The sequence below is a fragment of the Sulfitobacter sp. KMM 9851 genome (assembly GCF_057178245.1).
This window is the reverse complement of record NZ_CM169991.1, coordinates 1,946,092-1,962,959: the sequence shown is the minus strand read 5'-3', so window position 1 is coordinate 1,962,959 and position 16,868 is coordinate 1,946,092. Positions and strand designations below refer to the sequence as shown.

Annotated in this window: 25 protein-coding genes and 1 pseudogene; 15 read left to right on the top strand and 11 right to left on the bottom strand. The window is 56.2% G+C overall.

Features of this window, described 5'->3' with window-relative positions:
- The first annotated feature begins 238 nt into the window (after positions 1-238).
- The gene (locus AC1965_RS09695; RefSeq protein ID WP_483883672.1) at positions 239-2,545 is read left to right on the top strand and encodes an AAA family ATPase; all 2,307 of its coding nucleotides are present in this window, start codon (positions 239-241) and stop codon (positions 2,543-2,545) included.
- A 356-nt stretch (positions 2,546-2,901) separates the two neighbouring features.
- Here AC1965_RS09695 and AC1965_RS09690 read toward each other — a convergent pair whose 3' ends face one another.
- Positions 2,902-3,753 carry an SIR2 family protein gene (locus tag AC1965_RS09690; protein WP_483883671.1) on the bottom strand — a complete coding sequence of 284 codons (852 nt, stop codon included), beginning with the start codon at positions 3,751-3,753 and terminating at the stop codon, positions 2,902-2,904.
- A gap of 3 nt (positions 3,754-3,756) precedes the next feature.
- Positions 3,757-4,782 carry a ParA family protein gene (locus AC1965_RS09685; RefSeq protein ID WP_483883670.1) on the bottom strand — a complete coding sequence of 342 codons (1,026 nt, stop codon included), beginning with the start codon at positions 4,780-4,782 and terminating at the stop codon, positions 3,757-3,759.
- A 72-nt stretch (positions 4,783-4,854) separates the two neighbouring features.
- Between AC1965_RS09685 and AC1965_RS09680 the strand changes: the two are divergent.
- Positions 4,855-5,091, top strand: a pseudogene (locus AC1965_RS09680) (transposase domain-containing protein); the annotation flags it as partial.
- 207 nt (positions 5,092-5,298) lie between these two features.
- Here AC1965_RS09680 and AC1965_RS09675 read toward each other — a convergent pair.
- From AC1965_RS09675 to AC1965_RS09645, 7 genes are all read right to left on the bottom strand, one after another.
- Positions 5,299-6,447 carry a tyrosine-type recombinase/integrase gene (locus AC1965_RS09675; RefSeq protein WP_483883669.1) on the bottom strand — a complete coding sequence of 383 codons (1,149 nt, stop codon included), beginning with the start codon at positions 6,445-6,447 and terminating at the stop codon, positions 5,299-5,301.
- Positions 6,383-6,610, bottom strand: coding sequence for a helix-turn-helix transcriptional regulator (locus tag AC1965_RS09670; protein ID WP_483883668.1), 228 nt, complete (start codon positions 6,608-6,610; stop codon positions 6,383-6,385). The genes AC1965_RS09675 and AC1965_RS09670 overlap by 65 nt, the downstream gene beginning before the upstream one ends.
- Before the next feature lie 3 nt (positions 6,611-6,613).
- On the bottom strand, positions 6,614-6,781 hold the full coding sequence (locus tag AC1965_RS09665) for a hypothetical protein (protein ID WP_483883667.1): 168 nt from the start codon (positions 6,779-6,781) through the stop codon (positions 6,614-6,616).
- Between the two features lie 32 nt (positions 6,782-6,813).
- On the bottom strand, positions 6,814-7,104 hold the full coding sequence (locus AC1965_RS09660; protein WP_483883666.1) for a DUF2312 domain-containing protein: 291 nt from the start codon (positions 7,102-7,104) through the stop codon (positions 6,814-6,816).
- 95 nt (positions 7,105-7,199) lie between these two features.
- Positions 7,200-7,490: a hypothetical protein gene (locus AC1965_RS09655; protein WP_483883665.1), complete on the bottom strand. Its 291-nt coding sequence runs from the start codon at positions 7,488-7,490 to the stop codon at positions 7,200-7,202.
- Entirely contained in the window at positions 7,483-7,662 is a 180-nt protein-coding gene (locus AC1965_RS09650) for a hypothetical protein (RefSeq protein WP_483883664.1), read from the bottom strand. The genes AC1965_RS09655 and AC1965_RS09650 overlap by 8 nt, the downstream gene beginning before the upstream one ends.
- A 221-nt stretch (positions 7,663-7,883) precedes the next feature.
- The gene (locus tag AC1965_RS09645) at positions 7,884-8,159 is read right to left on the bottom strand and encodes a helix-turn-helix domain-containing protein (protein WP_483883663.1); all 276 of its coding nucleotides are present in this window, start codon (positions 8,157-8,159) and stop codon (positions 7,884-7,886) included.
- Between the two features lie 103 nt (positions 8,160-8,262).
- Between AC1965_RS09645 and AC1965_RS09640 the strand changes: the two genes are divergently transcribed.
- The 3 genes from AC1965_RS09640 (at position 8,263) to AC1965_RS09630 (ending at position 9,022) form a co-directional block, all read left to right on the top strand.
- Entirely contained in the window at positions 8,263-8,475 is a 213-nt protein-coding gene (locus tag AC1965_RS09640) for a helix-turn-helix domain-containing protein (RefSeq protein WP_483883662.1), read from the top strand.
- A gap of 116 nt (positions 8,476-8,591) precedes the next feature.
- Entirely contained in the window at positions 8,592-8,879 is a 288-nt protein-coding gene (locus AC1965_RS09635; RefSeq protein ID WP_483883661.1) for a hypothetical protein, read from the top strand.
- Positions 8,876-9,022, top strand: a complete 147-nt coding sequence (locus AC1965_RS09630) for a hypothetical protein (protein ID WP_483883660.1) — start codon at positions 8,876-8,878, stop codon at positions 9,020-9,022. Before AC1965_RS09635 ends, AC1965_RS09630 begins: the two co-directional genes overlap by 4 nt.
- Positions 9,023-9,154: 132 nt before the next feature.
- Here the strand turns inward: AC1965_RS09630 and AC1965_RS09625 are convergent, their stop codons facing one another.
- The gene (locus AC1965_RS09625) at positions 9,155-9,385 is read right to left on the bottom strand and encodes a BrnA antitoxin family protein (RefSeq protein WP_483883659.1); all 231 of its coding nucleotides are present in this window, start codon (positions 9,383-9,385) and stop codon (positions 9,155-9,157) included.
- Entirely contained in the window at positions 9,372-9,518 is a 147-nt protein-coding gene (locus AC1965_RS09620; protein ID WP_483883658.1) for a BrnT family toxin, read from the bottom strand. Before AC1965_RS09620 ends, AC1965_RS09625 begins: the two co-directional genes overlap by 14 nt.
- A gap of 49 nt (positions 9,519-9,567) precedes the next feature.
- Here AC1965_RS09620 and AC1965_RS09615 point away from each other — a divergent pair, with 49 nt between their 5' ends.
- The 10 genes from AC1965_RS09615 (at position 9,568) to AC1965_RS09570 (ending at position 16,866) form a co-directional block, all read left to right on the top strand.
- Positions 9,568-10,020, top strand: a complete 453-nt coding sequence (locus AC1965_RS09615; RefSeq protein WP_483883657.1) for a hypothetical protein — start codon at positions 9,568-9,570, stop codon at positions 10,018-10,020.
- Positions 10,013-10,225, top strand: a complete 213-nt coding sequence (locus tag AC1965_RS09610; protein ID WP_483883656.1) for a DUF3310 domain-containing protein — start codon at positions 10,013-10,015, stop codon at positions 10,223-10,225. Before AC1965_RS09615 ends, AC1965_RS09610 begins: the two co-directional genes overlap by 8 nt.
- Positions 10,222-10,872 (top strand): hypothetical protein, encoded by a 651-nt coding sequence (locus AC1965_RS09605; protein WP_483883655.1) that lies wholly within the window; start codon positions 10,222-10,224, stop codon positions 10,870-10,872. Before AC1965_RS09610 ends, AC1965_RS09605 begins: the two co-directional genes overlap by 4 nt.
- A gap of 191 nt (positions 10,873-11,063) precedes the next feature.
- Complete coding sequence (locus tag AC1965_RS09600) at positions 11,064-11,666, top strand: hypothetical protein (protein ID WP_483883654.1); 603 nt, start codon at positions 11,064-11,066, stop codon at positions 11,664-11,666.
- Entirely contained in the window at positions 11,663-12,436 is a 774-nt protein-coding gene (locus tag AC1965_RS09595) for a hypothetical protein (protein WP_483883653.1), read from the top strand. The genes AC1965_RS09600 and AC1965_RS09595 overlap by 4 nt, the downstream gene beginning before the upstream one ends.
- A 108-nt stretch (positions 12,437-12,544) precedes the next feature.
- Positions 12,545-12,937 carry an HNH endonuclease signature motif containing protein gene (locus tag AC1965_RS09590; protein WP_483883652.1) on the top strand — a complete coding sequence of 131 codons (393 nt, stop codon included), beginning with the start codon at positions 12,545-12,547 and terminating at the stop codon, positions 12,935-12,937.
- Positions 12,938-12,979: 42 nt separating this feature from the next.
- Positions 12,980-13,285, top strand: a complete 306-nt coding sequence (locus AC1965_RS09585) for a hypothetical protein (protein WP_483883651.1) — start codon at positions 12,980-12,982, stop codon at positions 13,283-13,285.
- A gap of 230 nt (positions 13,286-13,515) precedes the next feature.
- Positions 13,516-13,953, top strand: a complete 438-nt coding sequence (locus AC1965_RS09580) for a phage terminase small subunit P27 family (RefSeq protein ID WP_483883650.1) — start codon at positions 13,516-13,518, stop codon at positions 13,951-13,953.
- Positions 13,940-15,607: a terminase large subunit gene (locus AC1965_RS09575; RefSeq protein WP_483883649.1), complete on the top strand. Its 1,668-nt coding sequence runs from the start codon at positions 13,940-13,942 to the stop codon at positions 15,605-15,607. Before AC1965_RS09580 ends, AC1965_RS09575 begins: the two co-directional genes overlap by 14 nt.
- Positions 15,604-16,866 (top strand): phage portal protein, encoded by a 1,263-nt coding sequence (locus AC1965_RS09570; RefSeq protein WP_483883648.1) that lies wholly within the window; start codon positions 15,604-15,606, stop codon positions 16,864-16,866. Before AC1965_RS09575 ends, AC1965_RS09570 begins: the two co-directional genes overlap by 4 nt.
- Positions 16,867-16,868 lie beyond the last annotated feature (2 nt).

Genomic DNA, 16,868 nt, shown 5'->3' with positions numbered 1-16,868 from the left:
TTTTCCACAGATTGGGCTGTTCATGTCGTTCGGCACCACGGGTGGAGAACGGACTTTCGCTGCACTCTTCTCCAATGGCAGCACCGCGCAGCTTGCAGACATGGCACTTGTGGTCTCAGGCCCGGCTTCGCAAAGTGCCGTCAGCGTTTGCCGCCGACATGGATGTGTTGGCAACCCATCGTAATATGTGCAAGCATCTTCCTGTTTTATGATCGCAAGAAATTATGGCGGTAAAATAATGCCAGAAACCATTTTTGTAGAGAAGCTAGTTCAGATCACGGGCATAGGTATTTGGCGCGACTACAAACCTCAAAGCCCGGATGCCGACTTCACACGAAAGACAATTGTTTATGGTTTCAATGGATCAGGGAAGACTAGCCTATCCCGCATATTTTCTTCGCTCGAAGCAAATTTGCTGGCCAATGGGCTTGATGATCGCGCGAAATTTCAGGCCAAGCTCTCCGACGGAACGACATCAACCGAAACAAATTTAGTACATCCGCTTGGAAACCACCTCCTTGTCTTCAACTCGGACTTCATTTCCCGCAATTTCCAATGGGATGAAGGTTCGGCGTTGCCGATCTTTCATATCGACGAAGAGAACATCGAAAAGGTGAACGAGCTGCGCCAGCTGGAAGCCGACTTGGAAACTGCCTCAGCCGAGGCTCGCGCAGCCAAGACAAGGCAGGAAACGGCGGAAAAAGGATACAAGGACAAAGGCACAGAGATAGGCGGACGCGTGCGCGACGCCAGAGGTACTGGCTACACTCAGCAATTCAATAGAGGAAATGTCGACCGCGAGTACTCCGAAAAAGAGTTCACGGAACAAGACAACCTCGCGGAGGACAATATTGACGAGTACCGCGCGATCATTCGTCAGTCCGACCCACTTCCGAAAATTGACCTAGCATTCGAACTGCCCGAGGGATTTCTGGACGAGTTGAAAACTGCTTGTGACCTGGTTAAGCGGGACTTCTCCGCGCAGCTTTCATCTGACCTCACCACCCACCCCAACATGTTGGCGTGGGTAGCTGAAGGCCACCACTACCACGAAGAAAACCGGCTCGTGTCATGCCTTCATTGTGGCAATGAGATATCAGACCAACGAAGAAAGACCTTGGCGGCACTGTTCAGCGAGAGCTGGCAAGAGCAAACAAACGCAGTGACAGCGGCTATTGAATGGTGCGGGCGGTCACGCTCGCTGCTGAGAGGGTGGCTGGAGGGATTTCCATCGCAGTCAGCCGTTCAATCAACTCTAGCCAAAGGCTTCGGCGAGGCCGAAAAGGCGTTCCGGGCTGAGGTCATTTCTACTGGCACGGCGATAAAGGAGCTGCAAGAAGCGCTTGTGGAACGCCAACGGAACCCTATGACAAGTCGAACGGTTCCCGACAACGTGACCAAGCTCTTGGGCGTTGACTGGTCAGCCGGGTTCATTGATGCCAAGAACCGTTTGCTCGCCGTTATCAGCGAGCACAATTCCATCAATGATCAGTTTAGGCAACGCAAAGACGCCGCTGCCAACGCACTCAAGGCCCATGTGCTCTTTGCCGAGCAAGCTTCATACCGCCAGTTGAAACGAAAAGCGGCGGAGGCGGAAGACGATGCCCAAAAAGCACAAAGCACGGCGAAAGATCTGAAAGAGAAGGCGGAAACGTTGCGCAATGCAATTCGTAAACATGGAATTGCGGCCAACGAGCTCAACAAACTACTTCACGACTACCTCGGGCACAACTCAATCCGGTTGGCGGCCAAGGACGAAGGGTACCAATTGGTTCGCTCGGATGGCTCGATCGCGCAGAACCTCAGCGAGGGCGAGAAAACCGCGCTAACCTTCTGCTTCTTCCTAACTCAATTTGGGGCCGAAGGTCGGGACAAGAAAAGGCTCGTTGTTGTAATCGACGACCCAGTGTCGAGCCTCGACAGCAATGCCCAGACCTACGCGTTCGGCCTGATTAAGAAGCACACCAAACGTGTCGCGCAGGTCATCCTCTTGACCCATAATCTCAAGCTCATGCACATGGCGAAGCGAGCCTTCTTCCGAGGGGTCAACTTCGCGGATACGGTTCCTCAAGGGTTGCTGTTTGTAGATTGCCGCGACGATGGAAAAGGCAGTCGAGAATCAGCGCTGGTGAAGATGCCATCGCACTTGGCGAAGTACGACTCAGAATACCAATACCTTTTCTCCGTCGTGTTCGAGGCTTCGGACAAGAAGAGCACCGACTATCTGTATCTGTTGCCCAATGCGATCCGGAAGCTTCTGGAGATATTCACGGCATTTGCTGCACCGGACAAAGCCAGTTTCGCCGAAGCGTTATTCGACGACTCCGGGAAGATCAAAGGGTTAGATCAGGCGGAAATGAACCAGCTTGAGCGAGTATGCCAAATCGAGTCGCATGGTGACATTGAGGCTGTGAATTCGCTTCCCGCGCTTACCGTCGAAGAGAGCCACCGCGCAGCAAATGGCGCAATGAAATATATTCGGGAGCGTGATGGAAAGCACTACGATGCGATGCTGCGGATTGTGAAAAAACCGGTCGCCGAATGAAAGCCCGCCGTACTCTGCCATTCAAGGCTGGATGTGGTGGCTCGCTTCGCCTAGGGCGACGGGCAGCAATAGGCTGGGAGCGGTCATCCCCTGCACAATTCATGAACGGCAGCTCCGGGCCGTTCGTGTTCCTCGACACAAGGGGCGGATTGCGGACCTTCACCGCGGGTACGAAGCTTTTTGGCGCTAGAGCACAAGCAGACTTTTGGCTGACGTGCGGAAGTTCACGAAGGTTACGGAAAACCAGTTCCTCAATTATTTTCTATCGGTTTATTGAGTCCTAAGTCTGCTCCTACTGCTCTTGAATGTGCTGGATGATATGGTTTGCCTGCTTACAGGATGGCGACACTGCAAATCTAGGGTATCCCGCGATCAGCCCTCATTTGCCTAACTTGTTCCCTTAGCTGACTTAGAGCCAATGGGAATTTTGCATGGTCACCCGCCGGATACTCCAGAAACGCAGTATTGTAAGTTTCGGAATTGGCACTCTTTAGAGAAGGGTGTTCAAATTTTGGCACCAAAGCGTAGTGCGGATTTGTGGAAGACGAAGACATATTCGTATTCTCCAAAATTAGCTGAATATCTGGATCGCTCATAGAATAACCTAGAAATAGTACAGTGTTTACAGTCATCAGGGATCTGACGATATCAAAAAAGCCAACATTTTCCGCCTGAGCTTTGAAAAATGATCGCCTGTCCAACACAATATGGTCTGTTTCTGTGATGCATCCATGTAGTTTGACAATGCTGCGAACTGGCGAACGAAGATCAGCGAGAAGGCTCTTAGAGGTTTGTGTGCGAATGGAGTGGCTTGATCCCCCACCACTATAGTGGTCGAAATTTTTCTCAATCAACTCATCGTAATTGGTGGTAATTATTGTCTTCGGATCGATTTGTAGAAGGTCGTTATAGATGTCACTCAATGGCGGAGGGCGAAGTTGAAATCGATCGCGCAGCAAGTTATTCATGTCAGGAGCATTTACACCTGATGTAATGAGTTCGGCAGCATCTAGTAAGCGACCTTGGCGTATGAGTTTGGCCACCAATGTTTTACTTTTGGCGGTCGGCAACTTTTTGGACAACTCTTTGAGAAGTGCGCCCCAAGTAGGAAGCGTAGGAACGGCAGCCTTAGAGAATCCCGAGCCAAGGAAAACCAATACCCGCCTCTCCGCAGCTTCCCTTACTAGCGCATCTGGCCAGTTCACCATATCCTAAACCCTCGCTGCAATCTGCTCGGCAAGTTCTCCGATTATTTCTTTGTACCGAAGTGCTTGACTGAACTGACTGCCAACGAGGCCATCCTTGGACTTGAGCGAAATAATGGGAGCGTTAGCACCCTGAGCAAGAGGAATAAGACTGTATAGGTTAGGGACATCACCCAAGTGCGATTCTTTATCGGGATGCGACAAGAAAGTAGTCAGATATATATCGATTTCTGACGGAATGTCCTCGAGGATCCTCTCATATGCTTTCGTTGGTCGGCGCACTCCAGCTTTTGCCTTCGCAATATATTGCTGTAGCGTAAATCCGATGAAACCCTCTGAGATTGGTATTTCCGTAGGAATAGAGAATTTTTTCAGCGCGTTAGGATTGAGGCGTTCTGACTGCTCCAATCCTACCTTGTAGTAATCAATCCAACCAGACATCCACCTAGAGATGTTTCTGATTCCTAATACGCTGAACGCATCAGCACCAAGCGGCGTGATAAAATGGTCTACGCTCAACAATACTGATCTGTTGAGGGCTCCGAGGGACGGGCTCACATCGACAAACACAAAATCATAATCAGACGCCACGCTTGCTAGGTAGGACCGGAGCCAATTTGAAACTCGAAAACCGCCCGCCTTACCTGTGGGAAGTTCTGCCCATGCAGAAGATAGCTGGTCTTCAAATAGAGAGAACTTTGGATGACCAGGAACAAGGTCTACACCAAATCTGTTGGTCCGTGCCTTGAGCGGCTTCACTGATTTGTCAATATCCGCATCGCCATCAAGAATCGGTTGAACGATGTCCAAGATGGTTTTTGTACGGGTTTTCTCCTTGTCGCTTCCAGAGGGCCAGTACAGATCGATAGTTTTGGTGTCCCCCAAGATGAATTGAGTCAAGTTGCATTGCGGGTCACAATCGACAACCAATACTTTTTTTCCCATTTCAAGAGCAAAGTAAGCTGCAATGTTTCCTGTCAATGTGGTTTTTCCGACCCCACCCTTATTGTTAAAGAACGAAATTGCTTTCACTTTGATCTCCAATTACCTGTTGGTTTCAGTATCTGACAATCCACTCAAGGTAGCAACGCCAAAGCTGAAGGTGGCACTGTCGAGATGGACAGCTATATCGTGAATCCCAGCGTCCGTCCGATTGCACTGAACCGCAAAAACGCGCTCTTTGCGGGGCATGATGAAGGCGGGCGCAACTGGGGCCGCATCGCCTCGCATTTCGAGACCTGCAAGCTGAACAATGTCGAGCCATGCACCTTTTTCAAAGCCACTTTGGAAGCCATCGCCAGCGAGGATCCCGCCGCCCACATTGATGAGCTAACGCCGTGAAGCTCTGACGACAGTGGCTAACACCTCTTACATTTTGCCGCCGCAGCGAATGTCCGGAATGAAGGGCTGCACCGCGGTATTGTTGAGGAAGCGGAAAGGTCCGCTGTGGTCCGTTAGTGGCATCGACGCTCGGCTCGGCTGAATGTTCCTTTAGGGCCAGTACAGCGTTCGGGAGATGGCGTAACGAAGGCCGGTCACGCCGACAGGCTATTTCCCAAAATCGGGTAAAAGCATGATGGTTTCGGCATTTGTATGTTCTTGAACCGCGCGGCGCGCGTAGTGTTCGGCCATGCGGTCAGACAGGTGGCCCAACATAGATTTGACTCGCTCAATCCCGCCAAAGATCACTTCGCTTTTTGCCACCGCATTTCCAATCAACGTGGCATTAGTTGTGCGGAACCCGTGATAGGTCAGGCGCGGCTCAACCTGGTGCAGTTCCAGCCGTTCAAGTTCCTTGGCCCATGACGCACCAAAGCCTGATGCCCATGGTTGGCCGCGTGACGTCTTTAGGATCGGTTCATTTGGATCGATCCTGCCCGCTGCGCGCATTTCTTCCTGGTGTAGATCCACCATGGCTAAAACCATTGGGTGCAGTGGAATGGGCGTCGGGTTGCCTGTCTTGCCCTGTTTTACATACCACACGCCATCGGTGATCTGCGAGGGGCGCAACTGGCGTAGGCAGTCATTGCGGCGCTGGCCGGTATAGATCGCCGCGACCGCTGCTTTGACGATGTGCGACCTGCCTTCTGTGAATAGTTTCTCGATCGCCCAGGCGGGCCAAGGTTCATATCCGTTGCTGGTTTGAACCCGCTCGATGCGCTCACATGGGTTGATGTCGCAAAAGCCCCGGCGCCGCGCCCAGGCGAACATAGCAGACATATCATCCATTCGGCGGTTCGCCGTGGCGGGGCGGCTTGAAAGCTTGTCATAGAGGGCTTGCATATGCAGCGGGCGAATGTCGCGAGGTAGAAAGCCATTAAACGTAGTCAGGAGCAGTGTGCAGGCCAGATCGCGCAACGCACGGCTGTCTTTACTTAGGTTTTGGTATTTTGGGTGCAGCTTGTGCTGATCAATGAGGTTTTCGAAGCCAAGATCATCTGTAGGATTCAGGTCAATCGGCGCGTTGCCAAAACATTCCGTATGGGCGATCCGGTATGCGGCGCGGTAGCCATCATCAAAGGGGTGGGGCAGGGGCTTGCGAAACTCGGTCGTGTCGGCCCGGACTACCCGAAAATAATAGTAGAGCCGCCCGCGCGCTTTCTTTGGCTGGACGTATTTGTCCAGTGCGATATCAGCTGGCATGGATAGCGCGCAAAATGGGATCTTGCGGCTGTTTCTCGGCTTCTTCCAGCCCATCCATCATCGCCTGCACCTCTGTCCATTTCCACCTCACCAGTGTGCCGCGCTTCTTGGGCTGCGGCAAGAGGCCACGATTTGTGTAGCTTTCAACAGTCGAGACAGAACAGTCGAGCTGTTCCGCGATCGTCTTAACGCTGCAATATTCGGGTGGGGTCGGCATGGGTCAGATGGTCTTCGCAGCGATGATGGCCAATGCGCCCAGCAGCAGTGCCACGGCGATCACCGGGGTCAGCGCCCGCCCGATGCGAGTGGACAGCCGTTTCGGGTGCGGTAGTTCGAAATATTGTTCTGCATAGGTTGGCGGCTGGCCGGGCTTGCGGGTAAATGGCATCTGGGCTGATCCTTTCTTGGGAGGGGCAGGCATCACATGCCAAGGGCTTCGCGGTACATTTCCAGCACAGCTTCTTCTTCGGCGATGTCGTCTTTGTCGCGTTTGCGCAGGGCGATGATCTTGCGCAAAACCTTGGTGTCGTATCCGCGCGCCTTGGCTTCGGCCATCACCTCTTTGCCCTGGTCTGCGATATCCTTTTTCTCGGCATCGAGCCGTTCAATGCGTTCGACAAATTGGCGCAGCTCGTCGGCGGTCGCGCGGTATGCGTTGTCAGCGGCCTGATCAAAAGTGGGGTCAGGTTTCATCGGGATTTTGCCGGGCATCTGACGCGCGTCCTTTCTGGTTGAAGAAAAGGCCGGGGGCGTGTGGCCCCCGGCGAGGTGTGGGGCAAGGGAGATCTGCCCCGGCAGGTGACGGGTCAGGCGCGTGGACGGGCAATGCGCCCGCGCCATGCGTCAAATTCGGTGCGAAGGGCAGCAAATCGGGCGGCGGCGGCGGTGTCGGTTTCCAAATCCCGGCGTGACGTGATGCGGCAGATGGTGCGCAGATATTCCGCTGATGCGGTGGGGCTGAGTTGGATGCCGGACTTGATGGTGCGCGCTCCTGCGAACTGCTGGAACTGCGGTTCATTGCATAGGATGCCTGCTTGTTGGGGCAGGGGCAGATCATCAAAGGGGATGCGGGTGGCTGCGCTGTTTGGATCATGCATGACGCATGTCGTCTAAACGCGTTTGGTGCACAGTTTGGCCGCGTTCGGATTTCAGGATCAGCCATGCAATTGTGCGCAGGCTCGGATTGCTGGCGCAGCGTTCGGGGTCGATCAGAACGCCGCGCGCATGGGCTGCGCATGAGACGGTGACCTTTAGGGTGTGAGTAGTCATCAAAGCTCCATATCCAAAATGGAAGATAGAGCCGTGTATACGTGTTGCGTATATTCAGGTCAATACGTCTGGCGTATATGAAAAGAAAAATGTTACCCCAGGGGAACCCGTCATGCTAGAACATTACGGGAACATTTGAAGGGCTACGATCTTGAATGAATACAAGTGTCAATTGTGGGCATCACTGCGACATCTCGAGGGGAATCAACTCCTGTCCGACTTTAGGTGTCTGGGCCCAGAAGAGTTAGTAGCGCGGCACGCCGTTCTGGAGATGCTTCGCGAAAGGCTTGCAGTACCCGTTGTTCAAGTTCGGGGAGGCCAAACAGTTCGACAACACTGACATTTAGCGCATCAGCAATTCGTTGCGCTACATCGAGAGACGGGTTGTTTATGCCCTGTTCGATCCTTGAGATGGTCGCCTGTTTCACCTTGGCTTTCTCGGCCAAGACGGCTTGGGTCATCTGTTTTGATTGGCGGATGGTTTTTAGGTTTCTCATTGCCAGTTTATGCGCCCGCTTGGAATTTTGGTATAGCCCTGCGCGCGTATATTATCCGTTGGACGTATTGACTTAGTAAATACGTTGGACGTATATATCTGGCATGGAAGAACTAGCTGCATATCTCGATAACACCAAAATGACGCAAGCAAAGTTTGCCGAGGCCATTGGTGTGAAGCAACCTACAGTTAACCGCTGGCTTAAACAGCAGGCGCGGCCATCTTGGGACAAGGCAGTAAAAATTCAAACATTTACCGAAGGTGCAGTAACGGTTTCCGGCTGGGTGTCCGACTTCGAAAAGGGTTCCGCCGCATGACCGCCGCCCTGGTCTCCAACTCAAACGAAAAGGGGTGCGCCAACTGCGCACCCCGTCCCGCCCTTCAGGTTGTTGTTCCATCGTTTGATCACTCACAGGTCAAACATGGAGTGAACATGCGGAAAAATCTTTCCAGAAATGCACGGCGCGGCGATTTTCTTGGCGGGCGACACAAAAACCTGTCGCGCAAATGGTTCGCGGCGCTGCTGTGGCGCGCCTTTCCAGCGGTGTCGAATACCGAAGTGGCCCGGCTGGGGGCGCCCGTTTTGGGCGTGTCCGAGCGACAGATCACCAATTGGCTGAACTGCGAGAATGACGCGGCGCTAAGCTATGTCACCGCGGTGATGGTGCTGGCCGGTGTCGAATGTGCGCTGGACGGTGTGCGCGGGGGGCGGGCGGCATGAGGCTCCGTACGCGCATCGCGGCAATCTGGTTTCAGGCGTGGTCGTCCCGCGCCGATTTGATTGCGGCAAAGTGGCAGCGGCGTTCGCGCCGCTGGCACCGCCGGTCGGAAAAATTTTTCCACAAGCTCTACGGTGGCGAATGATGTTCCTGCAGTACGAGCGGCGCGACGCGGGTGTGATGGACCTGGCTAGTGCGGCACGGCGGTACGTCACGCAGTTTCAAAGTGCGTGGCCGGTCGATCGCCGGGTTCGAGTCGAGTTGGCAGGGTGCGGTGTCAGTCCCGCAGCCCCAGATCCTCGCGGAGCAGATCATTGACCCGCTTGCTTGCATTCCCTTCAGCCATACGCAGCGCCGCTGCGACCTCCGGGTCCAGCGCCAGGTTGACGCGCACCTTCTTCGCAGCATCAGGCAGGACGGGTCGCCCGCGTGTGGCGTTTTGGAAAAACGCCTCGTCGAGTTCACGGGCTTCGCCGTCTTTATTCGTCAGGGGTTTAACTTTGTTCATATCGTTTCCATTCGCGGGTATTGGGTTTGCGCAGGCTGATCACCCGGAGCGCCTTGCCGCGTGGCGTCCAAACCAGAACGCAGAGGCGGTTACGGATCAGGCCAACGGTGGCAAAGCGCTGTGCGCCTTGCAACGCTCAATTTCGGGAAATCCCCGCGCTTGCACAGGACACGAGGTGTCTCATGCATGAGGTTCAACAGGAGATCATCGCTTGGGTTGCGAAAGTGGCCTTGAAATATGCAGATGAATACAACGCTGAAGTTCTGTTCAGTCTCGGGTCAGATACAGGATGCCCTGATCAGGGTCGACTTCCTCATCAAGCAAAAATTGCCAGAGTTTCGCTTGAAAGGGCGATTTGCTCTGCCGAAATCCCGCCATGGCTTTTAGCCTTGATTGCCGGGAAGCAACTCGAAGAAGCATTTTGCGAACATCCTTTAGGACTGCAACATGCTCTTCCTGTTGGTTTTCAAGACATTCCAGACGCTGTTGAAGCGCTTCAATCTCTTCTTGGTTCATCAAGTTGTCCTATTCTGAATCACTTTTGTGAACAGGTAGATAGCACAGATGGAGAGGTGAACGCAGAAGCCTGCGCCAACCGCGCCAACCGCGCCAACGAGGTGACGGGGCATGAGTAGAGCAGTCAACCATCCGCCGCATTACACGGGTCATCCGTCCGGCGTGGAATGCATCGCCGTCGCCGAGCATATGAATTTCAATCTCGGAAACGCGCTGAAAGACATCTGGCGCGCCGATGCAAAGGGTGCGCCCATTCAGGACCTGGAGAAGGCGCGCTGGTATCTCGATCGAGAAATCACGCGCCGGAACGGAGTTTCAACATGACCGTTCCGCATCTGATCCCCGTTGAGAAAGATCACCTAGAGGAATACCCGGTTTCCTCATCGGTGCGCCTCGACAGCCATGGGTTTATCGCATGGGAGTTCCGGCGCTATCTGAACTCCGATCTGCGCTGGAATGCGACACATGAGGTCAAGGGCATGTGGTTCGACCTGGTGCAGATGTCTCATGAGCAAACGCCCGTCGGAACGCTACCCAATGATCATGCGCGGCTGGCGCGAATGCTGGTGCCTGCGGTCGATCCGCTAACCTTCAAGGCACTGGTCGAGCGGCCCTATGGTGTGCTGCACGGCTGGCATCCTTGCGAGTGCGACGACGGCACGGTGCGCTTGATGCACAAGACCGTCACCCGCGTGGTGCTGGAGGCTCTGACGCGCAAGGAAATGAACGCGGCGCGCACGGACGGCGCATCGGCGCGCAAACGTCTCGATCGGCTGTCGGTGGCCCTGGCGGGCGTAGCCCCGTCGATCGCGATGGAGCCAGCGCAAGTCTATTGGGTCGATGCCCATATCCGCGAAGCGATGGACCGCGAAGGCAACAAGCGCCGCACGGAGGCGCAGTTTCATGCGGCCATTCAAGCTTGTCTTGAGAAGGTCGCCAGCGGGTTCTTTCGGAAATCACAAAGGGAATGACGTGTGTCCCTATGTGTCTCGGGACACATAGGGACAGTCGCGGACACATAGCAGGACATAACGGCGACTTAAGGAATCTATGTGTCCCGCACCATAAGACAGGACACGACAATATAAGAAACCAGGGGCGCGGCAGGACGCAAATGGTGAGACGGGTTGAAACGTAGCAGGCTGAGAAAAGGGGTAGAGGCATGGACGAACAGGCACAGAAGGACGGAGAAAAGCGGGTGCGGCACCTGCTGATAGACCAATTGGAGCGTATGGGGCTGATGAAGCCAGCAGGCATGACCAAGGCACTGTTTGCCGCGATGCAGGACGAGTTGTGCCAGCGACTGGCCTATATGAGCGATGATGGCCTGGGCGCGCTGGCCGAAGATATGGCCGGGCGCGGCGGCGGCAAGGACCGTGATCGGTTCCCGCTGGCAACAAAGGTGCTGGAACAGGCGCGGCGGATCGAGCCACCACAGGCGGATGCATCGCCCTTGATCCGCAAAGTGTTTGCGGCGCGGCTTGGTCAGGAGGCTTTGGCGCAAGGCTTTGCGCCGGAGTTGATGCGGTGGCTCCGCGCTAACCGTCAATGGCCAAGCAGTTTCGTGGTGTCAGGCATCCGCGACGCCGCGCGGGATAACCTGCGCCGAGCTGAAGACTTGCAGGCCGGATATGATCGAGGGCGCGACATGTCGGCTGCGGATCGAACATGGTATGACGCGCGTCAGTTAGAGATTGCCCGCTGCACCCAAGCCCGGGATCTAGGGCTGGGTGATGCAGCAAACCGGGCGGGGGCCGCAGCATGATGGCCGCGCGTATTTCTTGCCCGCCCGCCGTCGACATCGAGGTCGCCAAACGTTTTGGCATCCGGCCTGATCAAGTCACGCAACACCATCGGGACCAGGTGTTGCGGCATCTGATGGACCGTCAGGCGCAAGTGCCGGTGCATTGCGATCGTGAACAGATTGTTGCGGCCCCGGCGCGCGGCCCGGTGCTGTTGTTTCATCCGCGCGAGACGGTGATCACGGATGCGGGCAATGTGGTGACGAAAAAGGTGGGTCGCTTCGCAGCCATGATGGTGCAGGATGCTTTCCACAAGGCTGAACTGCAGGCGGTACAGCGCAAGCAGCCCGCGCCCTATACGCCGGGGCAGATCGATGTGGGTCGGGAATACCGTGACCTCTTCGACCGCTGCGCCAGCTCCGGGTTGAAGTTGTCGCAGATCGGCGGGACGGGTGGCGGAGGCGTTGGGGCAGGCGGTGTCAGTGAAGCGATGCTGGCCGACATGCAGCAGTTGCGCCGGTTGCAGCGCAGGATCGGAACGGGAACCGCGATGGCGGTGCGGCGGGTGCGGCCATCGCGGCGCGGTGGGACGATGGGTCAACCTGCGCGCAACATCACGGATCAGCGGCTGGTGCATCTGTTCTGTGTGGACAGTGAGACATTGAGCGGGATTTTAATTGCGTGTGGCTGGTCTGACTACGTTGGAAACAAAACAGCGCTCCATCGCGCCCTATGCGCCGCGCTGGACCGTATGCGCGGCTACTCTGGCAGCGAGGTCCCGAAAGGCACTTGACGCTTACATCGGTGATTTGTATCACTTGTGACATCATCAACAAATGCGCCCACCGGAGACGGTCAGGGCGCATTTTTGTTGGCTATCAATCAATCAGGTGGGTGTGTCATGGCGTTGCGCAAGGTCTGTGTTGCTGCGGGCTGCGATGATCTGGCAATCGAGGGACTGGCGCATTGTGAGGATCACGAGGCGCGGCGCGCAGCTAAGCTGGCAGAGCGGCGATCTACTGCCCAACTGTCGGATCATGCGCAAGCGCATCGACAGCTGTATAAGTTGAACAGCTGGATCACTGGACGGCTCCAGTACCTGCGGCGCAACCCGCTCTGCGTGGACTGCGCCGAACTGGGCGCGGTCGAGCCTGCAACAGAAGTGGACCATATCAGGCCGCACAAGGGTGACAGGCGGTTATTCCTTGACCGGTCCAACTGGCAGGCGCTGTGCAAGTCCTGCCACAGCCGCAAGACGGCGCGTGAGGTTTTCCACGGCGTGTATGACAAGTGAAGGAGTTTGCGAGAATCCTTTCGTGGATCTATCAACGTCGGCATGGACTTGATTTATCCAATAAACTTCGTAGGCCACGATGAGTGGATGGAAAGTGGATACGCGCTTAATCTTGCAGGTGGTGATGTCATTACCCGAGACGGCGAATTCCTTGGGGCATGGCGCGTTGTCGAATATGACCCAGCCTATGAAGACGATGGCGGACGGTACGAGTTCATTGTCGACGGGCAAACCAATGCAATGTTCTCAGAACATTTTGCGTTTCTGGATTTTAGAGTTAGCAGAGGCCGTGCTTTGCAGATCCTGACTCGAACGATCAGGGTTTGGCATGAAGGTTCTACCAAGTGAGCGCGTCTTCTTAGGTGTGGGAAATTTGCGAAAACTCTTAAAGTTGTCGTAAGCCTACAAACTTGTGCTTTGTTCCGCATCTTTAAACACATGAAGTTTTCCCCCGGGGGTGGTCTGAAAATTTATCCGTTCTGGACAGGACCGGCGTGGGGACATTTCCTTTCGTGCGTTTGAAATTGGAGAAAAAAGCCCAGGGGTAAAGCCCATGGGACTGGCAAGAGGATGATAAAATGAAAGGACGCAAGCCGAACGCTGGCACGGTTGTGCCTTTCAAGGGGGATGCCAAGAAGCATGTACCAGATGCGCCGGACTTCATGAGCGACGATGCACGCATGGTATGGGACGAATTGGCGGGCCAGCTGGTCGCGAAGGATCGGCTAGAGCCGCATCATGTCCATTTGTTCGCGGGGTACTGCGAGAGTGTATCAAATTTCATTCAGGCCACCCACTGCCTGGTGATGGAAGGTCTCTACTATGAGACGATGACCCGGAATGGGAAGCAGCAGAAAAAGACGGCTCCCTGGGGGCTGCAACAGGAAGCGCTGGGGCAGATGCAGCGGATCGGCGCGCTGTTCGGGATGTCGCCGGTGGACGAAAAGCGACTGGGCGCGGCAGGGCAGGGTGATCTGTTCGATGACGTTGTGAGCATGTTGAATGGGAAAGGCTGAGCACCCGGTCACGCAATATGCGCAGGACGTGCTGGCGGGCAAGATTGTAGCAGGCAACCTGGTGCGGATGGCCTGCGAGCGCCACCTGATGGATCTCGAAACCGGCGCCGATCGCGGCTTGGTCTTTGACGGTGAAGCGGCGATGCGCCCGATCCGGTTTGGCGGGATGCTGCAGCATTCGGTCGGGCCCATGGCGGGTCAGCCTTTGACCCTGGAGCCGTGGCAACAGTTTCGCATCGGCTCGATGTTTGGCTGGAAACATGAGGCGACCGGACTGCGCCGTTTTACGACCGCTTACAACCAGGTGGGCAAGAAGAACGGCAAGACGACAGAGACGGCGCTGCCGATGATCTACACCCAGTTGTTCGATGGGGAGGCCGCACCGCAAGCTTATTGCGCGGCGACAACCAGAGACCAGGCGGGGCTGTTGTTCAAGGAAGTGAAGCGCATGATCAAGCGGTCAGCGTTTCTGAGCCAGATGATGGATGTGTGGCGGACCGTGATTGAAACCCCGCGCTTTGATGGGTCGATATCCTGTCTGAGCCGGGACGGTGACAGCAGCGATGGCATCAATCCAAGCTTTGTAGCGCGAGACGAAATGCACCGCTGGACCGATCGTGAACTTGAGGAAACGATCATCGAGAGTATGGCTGCGCGGGGCCAGCCGATCGACTGGATCATCACAACGGCGGGCCATGATCGGACCAGCCTGTGCGGCGAAATCAGGGGCTATGCTGAAAGTGTTCTGCGTGGGGCCGTCCAGGATGACGCGTTCTTTGGCTATGTGGCAGAGCCGCACCCGGACAGTGACCCAATGGACCCGGTTGCCTGGGCCATGGGTAATCCGAACCTGGGGGTATCAAAGAAGCTTTCGTTTGTTGAGGGCAAGGCCAAGAACGCCCAGCTGATTGCGGGCCGGATGCCCAACTTCAAACGGTTCCACCTTAACCTGTGGACCGAAGGCGCAGAAATGTGGATCGACCGCGACAGTTGGGATGCGGGCCTGGGGTCGGCGCCGATCGACATCCGCAAACTCTATGGGCGGCCAGCATGGGTGGGGCTGGACCTGTCGAACAAGATCGACACCACGGCGATCGTGGTGGCGGTGCCGGTGGATGGGGTGATTTATTTGATCGCCTATACGTTTCTGCCAGAGGGGCCGAAGGGCTTTATCAAGCGGGCGCAGAAAGAAAAGCGGGAGTTTGTGGGCTGGCGCGATCAAGGTTGGCTGGAAGTACATGCCGGCGGTGTGATCGACGAGGATCAGATCGCCGAGCGGCTGGAATGGATCAGGGCCAAGTTTGATCTGCGTGAGGTTGCTTACGACCCGTGGGGCATGAAGAACCTGGCCAAGCGGCTGGACCAGCGCCGGTTCCCGATGGTGGAACATCGCCAGGGTTATGCCTCGATGTCGGAGCCGATGAAGCGGGTCGAGGAACGGGTGGTGCAAGGCAGCATTCGGCACGGGGGTAACCCGGTGCTGGCCTGGCAGGTGGGCAATGTCCACCGCGATGAGGACGCTGCAGAGAACGTGAAGCCGAACAAGAAAAAATCGAGTGGCCGGATCGACGCCGCTGTCGCCATGATCATGGCGGTGGGACGGGCCGAGGCACAGGAAGGTAAGCGCAAAGCGCGGGAAATTGAGGTTGTATGAGCATGTTTTCTGGTCTGTTGACACGGCGCAAGCCCGAACGGATGGCGCGTGTTGAACCTGTCATCGCAGCTGCCGCAACATCCGGCACCCGAGATCCGCATGGCGCGGTGTTCAACATCGGTTATGGCGGGCAGTCGCGGGTGCGGACCCTGCCGCGCGCCACAGGGCTGATCGCACAGCGCCACGCCACGGTCTTTGCCTGCGCCAACAACATCGCCGGGGATCACTGCAAGGTGCCTCTGAAAATGTACCAGCGAGACGGCGAGGGAGGTGAAACACGGGTGCGCGATCACCCTGCGGCCTATCTGATGAACGTCGAGGCATCGCCCGGCGTGTCGGCGCGGGTGCTGCGGTTTGCCCTGGTCTATGCCTTTTGCATCCGGGGGCGTGGGCATGGCTATGCGCCGCGCGATGGTGGCGGCGAATTGGAGCTGATCGAGGCGATCAATCCTGACCATGTGTCGATGTTCAAGGCGGGCCGCAGCCGGGTATTTGATTTTGAAGATGGGGCAGGGGTCAGGCGCCGGGTACCGTCGCGCTCGATGGTTAACCTGCGCTACATGCCAGAGGATGGCTGGACCGGGCGCAGCCCGATCGAGGTCGCGGGCGAAAGTTTTGGGCTGGCACTGGCGGGCCAGGAAGCGGCGGCGCGTACAGCCTCCGGCACCACGATGCGCGCGGTGATCAAGATGGAAGACGTTTATGAGGACGCCGAAGCCTACAGCCGCAACGGCAAGCGCATCCGCAACGCCCTGACAGATCCAGAAACCGAAGGGTTTCCGATCATTGGCGCGGGCGACAGTATCGAAAGCCTGGACCTGTCGGCCGCCGATCAAGAACTACTGGCCAGCCGCAAGTTTGACCGCGAGCAGATCGCGGCGGTGTACCGGATGCCGCCCAGCAAGCTGCAGATGCTGGAATACGGGGTGAAGGCCAACGGCGAACAGCAGGCGATCGACTATCTGACCGACTGCCTGATGCATTGGTCATCTTTGATCGAGGCGGAATATGCCATGGGGCTGCTGACCGAAGCGGAGCGCCGTGCAGGCCTGTTTTTCCGCCACGACTTTGGCGCGCTGCTGCAGCCGACCACCAAGGAAAAATATGACGCGCTGACCAAAGCAGTTGGCGGCCCGATCATGACCGCCAACACCGCGCAGCGCATCGCCAACTTGCCGGTGACCGACGGGGGTGATGATGACCGATTGAACCCTGCGGCGAACATGACCCGCGATGCAGAAACCGAAAAAAAGGACTAAGC